14 protein-coding genes are annotated in these 12,321 nt (G+C 73.2%); 5 read left to right on the top strand and 9 right to left on the bottom strand.

Translation table 11 applies throughout. The annotated features are described in order from the left end of the window. Window positions 1-237: 237 nt before the first annotated feature. The 3 genes from B100_RS0105620 to B100_RS0105610 are packed head-to-tail and all read right to left on the bottom strand — an operon-like array spanning window position 238 to window position 3,228. On the bottom strand, window positions 238-1,443 hold the full coding sequence (locus tag B100_RS0105620; RefSeq protein WP_024883462.1) for an aromatic acid exporter family protein: 1,206 nt from the start codon (window positions 1,441-1,443) through the stop codon (window positions 238-240). 46 nt (window positions 1,444-1,489) lie between these two features. Next, a complete protein-coding gene (locus B100_RS0105615; RefSeq protein ID WP_024883461.1) occupies window positions 1,490-2,146 on the bottom strand; it encodes an HAD family hydrolase in 657 nt (218 codons plus the stop codon). Further along, window positions 2,143-3,228, bottom strand: a complete 1,086-nt coding sequence (locus tag B100_RS0105610; protein ID WP_024883460.1) for a PHP domain-containing protein — start codon at window positions 3,226-3,228, stop codon at window positions 2,143-2,145. Before B100_RS0105610 ends, B100_RS0105615 begins: the two co-directional genes overlap by 4 nt. Window positions 3,229-3,355: 127 nt before the next feature. Between B100_RS0105610 and B100_RS0105605 the strand changes: the two genes are divergently transcribed. Together B100_RS0105605 and B100_RS0105600 are read left to right on the top strand one after the other, a co-directional pair. Beyond that, complete coding sequence (locus B100_RS0105605) at window positions 3,356-4,165, top strand: SDR family oxidoreductase (RefSeq protein WP_024883459.1); 810 nt, start codon at window positions 3,356-3,358, stop codon at window positions 4,163-4,165. A 69-nt stretch (window positions 4,166-4,234) separates the two neighbouring features. After that, the gene (locus tag B100_RS0105600; RefSeq protein ID WP_024883458.1) at window positions 4,235-4,510 is read left to right on the top strand and encodes a hypothetical protein; all 276 of its coding nucleotides are present in this window, start codon (window positions 4,235-4,237) and stop codon (window positions 4,508-4,510) included. Window positions 4,511-4,560: 50 nt separating this feature from the next. On the opposite strand, the gene B100_RS0105595 is transcribed toward B100_RS0105600, so the two are convergent. The 3 genes from B100_RS0105595 to B100_RS0105585 form a co-directional block, all read right to left on the bottom strand. Next, window positions 4,561-5,037, bottom strand: coding sequence for a VanZ family protein (locus tag B100_RS0105595; protein ID WP_024883457.1), 477 nt, complete (start codon window positions 5,035-5,037; stop codon window positions 4,561-4,563). 70 nt (window positions 5,038-5,107) lie between these two features. Then, window positions 5,108-5,770, bottom strand: coding sequence for a DUF4230 domain-containing protein (locus tag B100_RS0105590; RefSeq protein WP_024883456.1), 663 nt, complete (start codon window positions 5,768-5,770; stop codon window positions 5,108-5,110). A gap of 145 nt (window positions 5,771-5,915) precedes the next feature. Continuing rightward, window positions 5,916-6,290 (bottom strand): STAS domain-containing protein, encoded by a 375-nt coding sequence (locus B100_RS0105585; RefSeq protein ID WP_024883455.1) that lies wholly within the window; start codon window positions 6,288-6,290, stop codon window positions 5,916-5,918. 236 nt (window positions 6,291-6,526) lie between these two features. On the opposite strand from B100_RS0105585, the gene B100_RS0105580 reads away from it, so the two are divergent. After that, window positions 6,527-6,919: a VOC family protein gene (locus B100_RS0105580; RefSeq protein ID WP_024883454.1), complete on the top strand. Its 393-nt coding sequence runs from the start codon at window positions 6,527-6,529 to the stop codon at window positions 6,917-6,919. A gap of 77 nt (window positions 6,920-6,996) precedes the next feature. Here the strand turns inward: B100_RS0105580 and B100_RS0105575 are convergent, their stop codons facing one another. Both B100_RS0105575 and B100_RS0105570 read right to left on the bottom strand, forming a co-directional pair. Continuing rightward, window positions 6,997-7,308 carry a DUF4235 domain-containing protein gene (locus B100_RS0105575; RefSeq protein ID WP_024883453.1) on the bottom strand — a complete coding sequence of 104 codons (312 nt, stop codon included), beginning with the start codon at window positions 7,306-7,308 and terminating at the stop codon, window positions 6,997-6,999. Between the two features lie 71 nt (window positions 7,309-7,379). Next, window positions 7,380-8,408 carry a glutathione S-transferase C-terminal domain-containing protein gene (locus B100_RS0105570; protein ID WP_024883452.1) on the bottom strand — a complete coding sequence of 343 codons (1,029 nt, stop codon included), beginning with the start codon at window positions 8,406-8,408 and terminating at the stop codon, window positions 7,380-7,382. Between the two features lie 135 nt (window positions 8,409-8,543). Between B100_RS0105570 and B100_RS0105565 the strand changes: the two genes are divergently transcribed. Next, window positions 8,544-9,455: a cation diffusion facilitator family transporter gene (locus B100_RS0105565; RefSeq protein WP_024883451.1), complete on the top strand. Its 912-nt coding sequence runs from the start codon at window positions 8,544-8,546 to the stop codon at window positions 9,453-9,455. A gap of 75 nt (window positions 9,456-9,530) precedes the next feature. Here B100_RS0105565 and B100_RS0105560 read toward each other — a convergent pair whose 3' ends face one another. Beyond that, window positions 9,531-9,974 carry a nitroreductase family deazaflavin-dependent oxidoreductase gene (locus B100_RS0105560; RefSeq protein WP_024883450.1) on the bottom strand — a complete coding sequence of 148 codons (444 nt, stop codon included), beginning with the start codon at window positions 9,972-9,974 and terminating at the stop codon, window positions 9,531-9,533. 236 nt (window positions 9,975-10,210) lie between these two features. On the opposite strand from B100_RS0105560, the gene B100_RS0105555 reads away from it, so the two are divergent. After that, window positions 10,211-11,962, top strand: a complete 1,752-nt coding sequence (locus B100_RS0105555; RefSeq protein ID WP_486585590.1) for a SpoIIE family protein phosphatase — start codon at window positions 10,211-10,213, stop codon at window positions 11,960-11,962. The last annotated feature ends 359 nt before the right edge of the window (window positions 11,963-12,321 follow it).

Genomic DNA, 12,321 nt, shown 5'->3' with positions numbered 1-12,321 from the left:
CCGGCCGTGACGGGGGAATCACGGCCGGGGCGGCCAAAGGTGGGTGCGCATGGCGGTCGCCTCTCGGCGAAAGGCTCCACAGGGCTTCAGCCGAACGATCGTCCCTGTGGGCGAATGGTGAGGCCCGGGGACACTGTCCCATCCGCACCCACGGTCTGTTCAACGGGCAACAGCCCCGATGTGTTCCGCCGGTGGCGCCCCGGAGCGGTGACATGGGTCACCACGCTGCGCGGGAGGTCAGCGGCCCCGCGCCCCCGGGTCCAGGTCCGACCACAGGTTCTCCGCCTGGAGCACCAGCGTGCCCAGCACCGCCGTCCGCGCCGCGCCCTTGCCCGCCTGCTCCGTCAGCCCCTCCTGGAGCCTGGTGTGCAGGTCCCGCATCGCCGCCTCGGTCCGCTCGTCCAGCAGCGGGTCCGCCGAACCCTCCTCGCCCAGCAGCCGGTCCGCCTCCGCGTGAAGGCTGTCCCCGAGCAGCTCCAGCAGCTTCCCGTAGGACCGCAGCACCTCCGCGTCCGGCGCGACGGGCGAGCGCTCCTCGTCCGCGGCGACCGCCAGGGTGCGGGTGAGCGCCGTGACATGGCCGGTGATCCGGCTGAAGCGTTCGTCCTCGTCCTCCGCCGGCAGCGCCTCCGTCGGCGCCCGGTGCAGGGAGCGCAGGATGCCCGAGGTCAGCCGCAGGCTCTCCCGGCTCCAGCCGCGCGCCGAGTGCAGCGCGTCCAGCCGGTCCTGCAGCCGCTTCGCGGCGTCGAGCCGCCCGACGGCCGACTGCGCGTCCCACTCGCCCTCCCTCAGGTCCCCGGCGACGGCGTGCAGCACCTCGCCCGCTTCCCGGGCGAGCGCCGCCAGGTTCTCCCGTACGTCCCGCAGGTGGACCGGCGGCAGGATCAGCGCGTTCACCGCGACCCCGATGGCCGCGCCCAGCGCCGCCTGCCCCAGCCGGTGTCCCACGGCGGTCGCGCTCACCGTCCCGGACGCGATGGTGAACACGGCCGTCGTGGCGGCGTAGATGCCCTGGTCACCGAAGCGCGGCCAGTTCGACAGCAGCACCAGCACCGGCACCGACAGGGCGATGGCACCCGTGTTGTCGTCGGTGACCGCCTGCGCGCCCGATGCCACCAGCGCGCCGATGCAGATCGCGGCGAACTGCCGCACCCCCTGCACCAGCGAGCTGTAGACGGTGGCCTGCACCAGCACCAGCGCCACCCAGGGCGCCATCAGCGCCATCGGGTCGTCGAGCCAGACCTGCGCCACCAGCCAGGCCAGCAGCGCCGCCAGGGCGGCCTTCAGCGACTGGACCAGCAGGTCCCGCTCCCGCCCCGGCCCGCGGACGACGGCCCGCGCCGCCCGGCTTACCGAGCGCGCCTCCCACCGCACGGCGTCCGCCGCGCGGCCCATCCGCCCGGCGGAGCCCCTGTCCCGTGTCTCGTCGATCACCCGCGTCATGAGCTGCGGGTTTCCCCGCGCCGCCACCGGTCACGCATGGGGAATCTCACGCCAGCGGGGAGTCCGCCAGCGACGCCAGCAGCTGCGCCGGACCGTCGTACACCGCGTCCGCACCGGCCTCCGTCAGGTCCGCCCGCGGAATGCCCCCGCACAGCAGACCCACGCAGCGCACCCCGGCCCGGGAGCCCGCCCGCATGTCCCACACCGTGTCGCCCACGAACACCGCCCGGTCGGCGGGCACCCCGGCCAGCTCCAGGGCGTGCTCGACGGGCTCCGGTGCGGGCTTGCCCTCGTCGACGTCGTCGGCACTCGCGGTCGCGGTGATCGCCCGGTCCGCGTCGATCGCCCGGCGCAGCGCGCCCAGCTCCGCCCCGCCGGCCGAGGTGGCGAGCACCACCGTCCAGCCGTCCTCGTGCAGCCGCTCCAGCAGCCGTCCGGCGTCCGGCAGGGCCGGCAGCCGGTCGAAGTACTGCCCGTACAGCGTCTTGTGCGCGGCGCTCAGCTCCGCGTCCTGGGAGGTGTCCCGGTCCTCGCCCAGCAGATGCGCGATCAGGTCGGTGGAGGGCAGCCCCACGGCCCGGTGGATCGCGTGCGTCGGCACCCGGTGCCCGGCCTGCCGGAACGCCTCCCACCAGGCCGTGACGTGCAGATGGTTGGTGTCGGCCAGGGTGCCGTCGACGTCGAAGACCGCCGCCCGTGTCATGAAGGTCCTTCCTCTCCTCGCGGACCGGTACGGGTACCACCCTCGCCGCTCGCCACGCCGGCCGGCGTGGCCCGGTCCCGCGTCCAGGCCAGCAGCTCGTCCATGGACCAGGTGGTGACCACCCGTGCGTGCGGCACCCCGCACTCCTCCGCGCGGGCGCAGCCGAGGATCTGCCAGTCCAGCTGGCCGGGGGCGTGCGCGTCGGTGTCCACGGAGAACAGCACGCCGGCCTCCACCGCCTGCCGCAGCAGCCGCCGGGGCGGATCGAGCCGCTCGGGCCTGCTGTTGATCTCCACGGCGGTGCCGGTCTCCGCGCACGCCGCGAACACCTCGTCCGCGTCGAACTGCGACTCCGGCCGGCCGCGCCCGGTGACCAGCCGCCCGGTGCAGTGCCCGAGGATGTCGGAGTGGGGGTTACGTACGGCGGCCACCATCCGGCGGGTCATCGACCGGGCGTCCATCCGCAGCTTGGAATGCACGGACACCACCACGACGTCCAGCCGTTCGAGGAGTTCCGGCTCCTGGTCGAGGGAGCCGTCCTCGAGGATGTCGCACTCGATGCCGGTCAGCAGCCGGAACGGCGCCCAGGTCTCGTTGAGCTCGGCCACCACGTCCAGCTGTTCGGTCAGCCGTCCGGCCGACAGCCCGCGCGCGACGGTCAGCCGGGGGGAGTGGTCCGTGAGGACCGCCCACTCGTGCCCCAGCGCGGCGGCGGTGCGGCCCATTTCCTCGATCGGGCTGCCGCCGTCCGACCAGTCGGAGTGCAGATGGCAGTCGCCGCGCAGCAGCGCCCGCAGTTCGCCGCCCGCCCGGTCCGCGGGCTCCCGTTCCGCCTCCTCGCGCAGTGTGCGCAGATACTCCGGCACGTCCCCGGCCAGCGCCTCCCGCGCCACCTGCGCGGTCTTCGGCCCCACCCCCTTGAGCCGCTCCAGCGTCCCTGCCGCGGCCCGCTCGCGCACCTCGTCCGGGCCCAGATCCCGCAGCGTGCGCGCCGCGGTGCGGAAGGCACGCACGCGGTACGTCGGAGCCAGCGACCGCTCCAGCAGGAACGCGATGTCGTCGAGCGCCTCGACGGGGTCCATGGCCACCTCCTCGCTCCAGGGTTCCCCAGGGCGGGTGGGGCCGCACGCCGCGGCCGGGGGAGGTTGGCCCACGTCGACGGGGGTACTGCGACCCGGCATCCCGCACAGCGACGACGAGGAGGCCCGCATGTCACTCTCCACTCCTGTCAACGGCAAGGTCGCCGTGGTCACCGGCGCGGACTCGGGTATCGGCCGGGCCACCGCCGTACGCCTCGCCGCGTCGGGGATGGACGTGGGCATCACCTGGAACAGTGACCGCGAGGGCGCGGAGCGGACCGCCGAGGAGGTGCGGGCGCACGGATGCCGTGCCGAGGTCGCCCATCTGGACCTGACCCGGCTGCCCGGCGCCGCCGACACCGTCGACGAGCTGTGCGGACGGCTCGGGCGCGTCGACGTCCTGGTCAACAACGCCGGCACCGGCACGATGACACCGTTCCCGGACCTGGAGCCCGAGAAGGTGCGCGAGGTCCTGGACGTCGACCTGCTCGGCCCGTTCCTGTGCGGGCAGAAGGCGGCCCGGCACATGATCCGGCAGGGGGACGGCGGCCGCATCGTCAACGTGACGTCCGTGCACGAGCACCAGCCGCGAGTGGGGGCCGCCCCGTACTGCGCGGCCAAGGGCGGTCTCGGGCTGCTCACCCAGGTGATGGCGCTGGAGCTCGCCGAGCACGGCATCACCGTCAACGCGGTCGCCCCGGGTGAGATCGCCACCCCCATGACCGGCCAGGAGGACACCGACCCGCACACCGAGAGCCGCCCCGGCATCCCTCTCGGCCGGCCCGGCGACGCCCGAGAGGTCGCCGCGGTGATCGCCTTCCTCGCCGGGCCCGACGCCTCGTACGTCACGGGTGCCTCGTGGAGCGTGGACGGCGGGATGCTCCGGATGGGACCGCAGGCCGGGTCGCACCTGACCAACGACGACTGGCGGCGTCCCTGAGGGTGCGGGACCCCGTGCCGTTGTGTCCCGGATGCCGCGTTCACGCCCTTTGCGCTCTACCCTCGACTCATGACCGAAAGCGCGAGCCCGTACATGTCGCAGCCGCGGATCATGGTGCTCGGGGTGCAGCCCGGGCCGCCGCCGTTCCGGATCGTGCAGATCGACGGAGAGGTCGTCGGTGAGGCCAGGTCGATCACCGACGTGCTGCAGGCCGCCGTCGCGTACGGCATCATCGTGCACGACCTCGACGACCCGGACACGGTCCGCTGGGTGGGCGGGGACAAGTTCACCTGGTCCTCACGTGAGGCCCCCCGGGTCCGCGAGGAGCAGAAGAAGGAGCCGTAGACGGCCGCTCGCCTCCGCCCGTAGCGAGGCGGAGGCGAGCGGCGGTCCGGTCATTCCTTGGTGCGGCGCGCGTGCACGGCCCTGCTCATCCGCCGGCCCAGCAGCAGGTAGCCGATGAGCGCTCCGGCGGTGTTGAGGATGACGTCGTCGACGTCGAAGGCGCGCCCGGTCACCAGCGCGCCCTGCGCCACCTCGACCAGCAGCATCACCACGGCCGTGAGCACCAGGATCCGCAGGAAGCCCCGGGTGCGCGGCGCGATCACCGGGGCGAGCACCCCGAAGGGGACGCCCAGCAGGATGTTGCCGCCGATCTGCTTGACCGCGTCCCGTAGCGCCGGCTGGTCAAGATAGGCCCGCAGGGAGCGGCCGGGGTGCAGATTGGTGTGCGTCAGGGCCTCCGAGGCGGGGGACGGCTGCAGCGTGAGCCGGGCCAGGACCACCGCGAAGACCACCATGAAGAGGAAGGCGCACAGCAGCACCAGAAGCCGCAGGGGCAACGGGAGCTGATGGGGGGCGGCGCGGGCCATCGGGAGTCCTCCAGTCGTCAACGTCCGTACGTGGTACGGCGGTTACCCCCGGCCGAGACGGTCAGTCCGGTCAGCCGGCGAAGCTGATCCGCACGTGCTCGAAGCCCAGGGACCGCAGCAGGCCCTGCAGCATCCCCCGGGTGTTGGCCTCCGCCCGGGTGGTGAGTTCACTCTCCTCGGCCGCCTCCCGGATGTGCCGCACCGCGAGTTTCTGCACGGCCTGTTCGCTGTTGGGGTTGTCCGAGAACAGGTCCCCGAGCCGGTCGAGCAGCCCGCGCTGCTTGGACACCGCGTAGGAGCGGTCCACGTCCAGCGCCGGGGTGCCGAGGCGTGCGCGGGGCAGCCGCAGGGTGGCCGAGGTGCGGTCCTCGTCGACCCGTACGTCGCCCTCCTTCAGCCCGCCGAGGTCCACATAGGCGTCGACGGTGCCCGCGCCCACGTACAGGGTGCGGCTGCCGCGGACGGCGTCGGGCAGGAACTTGGTGTCCTTCTCCAGGTCCACCACCACCTGGAAGTTGCCCGAGGCGGCGTCGTAGCGGCTGATGTCCTGGATGGACTCGAGGAGCGCGGGCCCGGAGCGGTCGCGGGTCTCCGTGCCGAACAGGTCCTTCAGCCCCGGCAGCACGCTCAGCCGGATCCCGGCGAACAGCACGGCCAGCAGCACCACCACGGAGCCCAGCACCTTCACCCAGCCGGGCACCCGCGCGGCCGGTCCCTTCACCGGAGTCGTCATGGCGACGGCCCTCCTTCCTCCCGTCCGCATGCCCGTCATCTCACGGAACAGACTGAGCAGTTGGAGGACAGGACCCGGCAACGGGAGCACGCGGGGGGCGCACGCCGTACACCGGGCAGCCGACCTGGGGCCCGCCGGACGGGCCCTAGGCGGGGCCGGAGCGGGACCCGGGCCGTGTCAGTGCCGTGTCCAGGTCGGGCGACGGCGGCAGCAGCCGGGACAGCCCGGTGATCCGCAGCATGCGCAGGGTCAGCGGATGGGCGCAGACCAGGAGCAGCCGCCCGTCCGCCAGCCGGTGCCGGGCGCGGTGGAGCAGACGCAGGCCGGACGCGTCGAAGAACTCGATGTGGGTCAGGTCGATGACCACCCGGGTGTCCGCCTCGGCGGTGGCCAGATCCAGGTGCGGGACGATCTCCGAGGCGGCCGCGATGTCTATCTCACCACGGAACTCCAGCACCGTGTGGCCCCGTTCGTGGCGCACGCGCAGGTACCGGGTCAACGGCGGGGGTTCGTACCGCACGACGCCATCGCCTCCAAGCCTGCTCCGCACCACGAGGACGGGCCCTGGCCCCAACTCCCGTCCCCAATCGGCAAGTTACCCGAGGACGGCTGCATTCGAGCATGTTCGAATGACATATGTTGCCGCCGGGTGGCCGAGTTCTTCGCCACTTCGTGCGGTGACTGAAAGCGGCGAGCGCGGACAGGTGTCCCTGGAGGCGGGGACGGAGCGCCCCGCACGGACGCTTCGGAGGAGACATGGCACTGGTGACCGCGGGTGTGGTGGTGCTCGACTGCGCCGAACCCGAAAAACTCGCCGAATTCTACCGGGAGTTGCTGGAGGCGGACCACGTCGACGCGAGCGCCAACCGGGTGGAGATCCGGGCCGCCGACGGCTTCCGCCTGGCCCTGCGCCGGGACGTCAACGCCACCGCGCCGAGCTGGCCCCGCCCGGAGAACTCCCTCCAGGCGCACCTGGAGTTCGTGGCGGAAGACCTGGACGGGGTGGAGCGGCGCATCGTGAGCCTGGGCGGCCGCCCGACGGAGAGTGGGGACCCGTCCGGCGCGGCCGAGGAGCGCGGGTACGCCGACCCGGCGGGACACAGCTTCACGGTGAGGCGGGGCGTGCCTACGGCACCGAAGCAGGGCTGAAACGCCGGAGGGGCTGAAGAATCAGCCCCTCCGGCGTTCGAGGTGCGGGGTCCGGGCGGAGCCCCGTGACCTCCGGGTCAGTCCCGGCCGCCCTGGTCGGGGACCGGCCACGCCCCGGTCGACCGCTCGATCGCCTTCGCGCCGGCCCGGTCCACCGCACTGCGCACCACCGCGAAGATCGCGCCCTGAATCGCCGCGGCCAGCAGAATCTCGCCCCAGCTGCGGTCCCGGTCCAGCGCGTCGGGCGCGTTGTCCTCCTTCCTGATCACCTTCCAGGTCTTCTGGAAGGCCATGCCCGCCACGGTGCCGCTGGTCCAGCCCAGCGCGAACCCGATGGGCTTGTACGCCAGGGGCAGCTTCTTCTTCGCCTTCTTGTTCTTCTTCGCCACGTCGCTCTCCTCGGTCGGCTGCGTCGTCTCGTGGATGAATGGATCGTCGGACTGAGGCCGGAGCCCGGAAGTCAGGGGCGCCCGCGCGCCGCGACCTCCTCACCGGGCGGCACCGGCCCCGGAGGGGTGCCGTCCCCGAACGGCCGGCCGCCCAGTTCCTCCCGGTGATGGGGAGTCGTCCAGCCGGCCAGGTCGGGCCCGACCGGGACGATGCCGGACGGGTTGATACCGGTGTGCACCTGGTAGTAGTGCCGCTTGATGTGGTCGAAGTCCACGGTGTCGCCGAACCCCGGCGTCTGGTACAGGTCACGGACGTAACCCCACAGCACCCGGCTCTCCGTCAGCTTCCAGCGGTTGCACTTGAAGTGGCCGTGGTACACCGCGTCGAACCGCACCAGCGTGGTGAACAGCCGGATGTCCGCCTCGGTGATGGTGTCGCCCACCAGGTACCGCTGCCGTTCCAGCCGCCGCTCCAGCGACTCCAGACGCCGGAACAGCGCCGTGCAGGCGGCCTCGTACTTCTCCTGCCCGTCTGCGAAACCCGCCTTGTACACCCCGTTGTTGACGTCGTGGAAGACGTCGTCCAACAGCGCGTCCATCTCGTCGCGCCGCTCCGCGGGATACAGGTCGGGCGCGCCCTCGCGGTGCAGGGCCGTCCACTCGGTCGCGAAGTCCAGGGTGATCTGCTGGTAGTCGTTGGTGACCAGCTGTCCGCTGGGCACGTCCACCACGGCCGGCACGCTCACCCCGCCCGGATAGTCCGTCTCCCGCCGGTCGTAGGCCTCGCTCAGGTACCGGATGCCGAGCACCGGGTCACGGCCGTCGGGGTCCAGGGTGAAGCGCCAGCTGCGGTCGTCCTGGATCGGGTCAGTGACGGCCAGGGACACCGCGTCCTCCAGCCCCAGCAGCCGCCGTGAGACCAGCGCGCGGCTCGCCCACGGGCAGGCCCGGCTCACCACCAGGCGGTAGCGTCCGGCCTCCACCGGCCATCCGTCCCGGCCGTCCGCGGTGATCCGGTCCGCGAAGTGGGCCCTGGACCGCTTGAACGCCTTCTTCCCGTAGGAGCTGTTGCCGCCGCCTCCGTCGTCGCGGCCGCTCATGGTGGTCTCCCTCTGTCGTCGGTACGTCCCTGTGACCGCGTTCCCCGTTTTCCCCCGACGGCACGGTATGAGCTGGGCCGACCGGGGCAATCGCCCCGCGTGACTACACGATCGGATCGCAAGACGCGGGTCACCGTGCTGGTGGCGCTCGCGGCCAACCTGGTGATCGCCGCCGCCAAGGCGGTCGGCGGTCTGGCCGCCGCCTCCCCGGCGCTGCTGTCGGAGGCGGCGCATTCGGTGGCCGACAGCGTCAACGAGGTCTTCCTGCTGGCCGCCCTGCGCCGCAGCCGGCGCCCCGCCGACCGCCGTCACCCCTTCGGCTACGGCAAGGAACGGTTCTTCTGGTCGCTGCTCGCGGCCGTCGGCATCTTCGTGATGGGCGGCTGCTTCTCCTTCTACCAGGGGATCGACGCCCTGCGGAACGGGGGAGAGGAAGAGTTGAGCGGCTACATCGCCGGGCTCGTCGTGCTCGGCGTGGCCCTGCTCGCCGAGGGCGGCTCGCTGCTGCGCGCCCTCCACCAGGTGCGCCGGCAGGGAGGCGGACTCGGTGACCCGGCGCTGCGCACGGTCGTCGCCGAGGACGGCACGGCGGTGATCGGCGTCACCCTGGCCATGGCCGGCATGGCCCTGCACATGCGCACCGGACAGGTGGTGTGGGAGGCGTCCGCCTCGCTCGCCATCGGCTGCCTGCTGGTGTACGTCGCCTACCGGCTCGGCCGCGAGGCCCGCGACCAGCTGATCGGCGAGGCCGCCGACCCGCGGGCGACCGAGCGGATCCGTGAACTCCTGTGCGCCCAACCCGAGATAGACAGCGTCGAGGCGCTGTTCACGATGAAGACCGGGCTCGACACTGCTCTGGTGGCCGCGCGGATCGACCTGGTTCCTGGCCTGGACAGCGAGCGGGTCGAACAGGTCGCCGTACGCATCAAGCGGTCCATCGTCCGGACGGTCCCCGAGGCGGAGCAGGTGTTCCTGGACGTGACCGACCGGGGCGCGGTGGAGGCATGGGAGGGCCCCGCCGCGACGGGGGAACGCGGCGGGGCCTGACGCTCGTGTGCCCGGGGGCCAGGGCTTCATGCGCACCGGGCCGGACAATCTTTCCGGCCCGTCGCACCGCATCCGTCAGCCCTGCCCGGACCGCTCCAGAACGAAGACCGGAATCTCACGGCTGGTCTTCTTCTGGTAGTCCTCGTACGGCGGGTACGCCTCCACCGCGCGCTTCCACCACTCGGCCTTCTCCTCCCCGGTGACCTCACGGGCCGTCATGTCCCACTTGGACGTGCCGTCCTGGAGTTCGACATGCGGATCGGCCCGTACGTTGAAGTACCAGACCGGATGCTGGGGCGCGCCGCCCAGCGAGGCCACCACCGCGTAGCTGCCCTCGTGCTCCACCCGCATCACCGGGGTCTTGCGCAGCTTGCCGCTCTTCGCGCCCCGGCTGGTCAGCACGACGACGGGCCTGCCCTGCAGCGTCGTCCCCTCCGTACCGCCGGACCGCTCGTACAGGTCCACCTGATCCCGCACCCAGGCCGTCGGGCTGGGCTCGTACTCGCCTTCGAGAGGCATGGCATCCGTCCCATCGTTCTCGCGTTGTGCGGCCGAGTCGATCATTTCTCCCACACCACCGCACGCGGAAGTCGTCCGAACCGGCGTGTCCCGGCCACGGGCGGCCCGGCGTCGCTCCGGCACCCTGCCGCGTCGCCGGCGGCGGGCCGGCGAGTTGCCCCGTCGGCGGCACGCCGATTTGATGGACGCAGGCCCGCCAAACCCAGGACGTGATCGAATCCGGGAGGCTGGACATCGTGGCAGCAGCGGATCCCGCAGCCGAACCGCCGGGCGTGGCGGACGCGATTCGGACGGCGGGCGAGCGGGCCGGCCCGGCCCTGCGGGCCCTGCTGACCTGCTCCGGTCTCGGACTCGCCGTGTGGGACACCGAACTGCGCTGTGTCTGGGCCAACGACGTCGTCGCCCGGTACGACGGCATCCCCCGTGAGCGGCGGCTCGGGCGGCCACCGCGTCAGGCGCTGGCCGGCGACGCCGCCGGGCTGGAGGCGGTCATGCGGGAGGTACTCGCCACCGGCCGGTGCGCCGCCGGCCGCGCGTACCGTGTGCCGCCCGGCCCCGGGGAACGGGCGCCCCGCGTCCTCACCGCGTCCTTCCTGCGGCTGGACGACACGGACAGCCGGCCACTGGGCGTGTGCCTGCTGGTGCTGGACGTCAGGAACGGGCGGGGCGTGGGGGACCGGCTGGCCGTGATCAGCGAGGCCGGCGCCCGGATCGGCACCACCCTGGACGTCATGCGCACGGCACAGGAACTGGCCGACTTCTCCGTGCCCCTGCTCGCCGACTACGCGACCGTCGACCTGACCGAGGCGGTACGGCTCGGCGGGGAGCCGCTGGAACTGCTCGGCTCGGCCGACGGGCGCGTGCCGACCTTCCGGCGGGCGGGCGCCGCCTCCGTCCTCGACGGCACCCCCGAGTCCCTGTGGGCCACCGGCGAGGCCGTCTACGTCCCCGAGGCCTCCCCGTTCATGCAGGTCCTGCGGTCCGGCCGCCCGCTGCTCCAGCCGCGCCTCGACACCTCCCCGGGCAGCTGGCTGGACGCCGACCCGGCACGGGCCGAGAAGATCGACCAGTACGGCATGCACTCCCTGCTGATCGTCCCGGTCCGCGCCCGCGGCCTCCTGATGGGCGTGGCGGTCTTTGTGCGGGCGGGCAATCCGGCCCCCTTCGACGAGGGCGACCGGCTGCTCGCCGAGGAACTGGTCTCCCGCGCCGCGCTCAGCCTGGACAACGCCCGCCGCTACACCCGCGAACGCACGGCGGCGCTCACCCTGCAGCGCAGCCTCCTGCCGCGCCGGGTGGACGGCGGCGACGCCCTGGAGGTGGCCGCCCGCTATCTCCCCGCGGACGCCGAGTACAGCGCGGGAGGCGACTGGTTCGACGTGTTCGGCCTGCCCGGCGGACGGGTCGCGCTCGTCGTCGGCGACGTGGTCGGACACGGTATCGCCGCGGCGGCCGCCATGGGCCGGCTGCGTACGGCCATCCGGACCCTGGCCGACCTCGACCTCCCCCCGGCGGACCTGCTCGCCCGCCTGGACCGGACGTCCGTCCACCTGTCCGCGGACAACGACGAGAGCGAGACGGAGCGGTGCACCATCGGGTCCACCTGCGTCTACGCGGTGTACGACCCGGCCGCCCGGACGTGCGCGGTGGCCCTGGCCGGGCACCCGCCGCCCGTCGTGGCCCACCCCGACGGCCACGTCACCTTCCCCGAACTCCCCCCGGGCACGCCGCTCGGCTACAGCCTGCTGCCGTACGAGTCGACGGTCCTCGACCTGCCGGCGGGCGGACTGATCGCCCTGTACTCCGACGGGCTCGTCGAGGACCGCCACCAGGACATCGACGTGGGGATGGAGCGCGTGCGGGAGGCCCTCGCCCGGGGGCGGACCATACCGTCCCTGGAGACCCTGTGCACGGAGGTCGTCGAAACGCTGCCCACCCGAGGGGCCCCACGGGACGACGTCACCCTCCTCCTGGCCCGCACCCACTGACGCCCGGCCGGCCAGGAAGGGCCGCGCCCCTGCCGCCCGCGCCGCGCGCGGTCAGGGCCGGGGCGGTGGCGTGCGGCCGACTCACGCAGGGGCGCAACGCAGCCCCGGATCGTGCACCCCGAGGGCGCCTCGCCGGAAGGAGCCCGTGCCTGCCTGGCCGCGCGGTGTCGGTCGGGGCGGAAGCCGGGGTGGTGCGGCCGGGTCGGGTTGCCCCCGCCGCCGCTTCCCTTCCCGTCCCTGAGGCTGCGCCCCCGCACCCCCTCCGGCCCTGCGGGCCCCGTCCTCGCCCGCCGGACGAGCCCCCGTGCCGCGAGGCCGGTCGGCCTTGTGCCGTCCGTTGGGCCGGACCTGGTGTCGTG

The organism is Streptomyces sp. CNH189, from assembly GCF_000527195.1.
Note: the sequence above shows the minus strand (reverse complement) of the source record. Positions and strands in the feature narration are given on the sequence as shown.

What these genes read in the sequence shown, in the direction of transcription:
- B100_RS0105595 (WP_024883457.1), bottom strand. Translation starts at nt 5,037, where the DNA reads ATGGCCCGCGCCGCCCCCCATCAGCTCCCGTTGCCCCTGCGGCTTCTG.
- B100_RS0105600 (WP_024883458.1), top strand. Translation starts at nt 4,235, where the DNA reads ATGACCGAAAGCGCGAGCCCGTACATGTCGCAGCCGCGGATCATGGTG.
- B100_RS0105620 (WP_024883462.1), bottom strand. Translation starts at nt 1,443, where the DNA reads ATGACGCGGGTGATCGACGAGACACGGGACAGGGGCTCCGCCGGGCGG.
- B100_RS0105560 (WP_024883450.1), bottom strand. Translation starts at nt 9,974, where the DNA reads ATGCCTCTCGAAGGCGAGTACGAGCCCAGCCCGACGGCCTGGGTGCGG.
- B100_RS0105610 (WP_024883460.1), bottom strand. Translation starts at nt 3,228, where the DNA reads ATGGACCCCGTCGAGGCGCTCGACGACATCGCGTTCCTGCTGGAGCGG.
- B100_RS0105580 (WP_024883454.1), top strand. Translation starts at nt 6,527, where the DNA reads ATGGCACTGGTGACCGCGGGTGTGGTGGTGCTCGACTGCGCCGAACCC.
- B100_RS0105590 (WP_024883456.1), bottom strand. Translation starts at nt 5,770, where the DNA reads ATGACGACTCCGGTGAAGGGACCGGCCGCGCGGGTGCCCGGCTGGGTG.
- B100_RS0105570 (WP_024883452.1), bottom strand. Translation starts at nt 8,408, where the DNA reads ATGAGCGGCCGCGACGACGGAGGCGGCGGCAACAGCTCCTACGGGAAG.
- B100_RS0105615 (WP_024883461.1), bottom strand. Translation starts at nt 2,146, where the DNA reads ATGACACGGGCGGCGGTCTTCGACGTCGACGGCACCCTGGCCGACACC.
- B100_RS0105605 (WP_024883459.1), top strand. Translation starts at nt 3,356, where the DNA reads ATGTCACTCTCCACTCCTGTCAACGGCAAGGTCGCCGTGGTCACCGGC.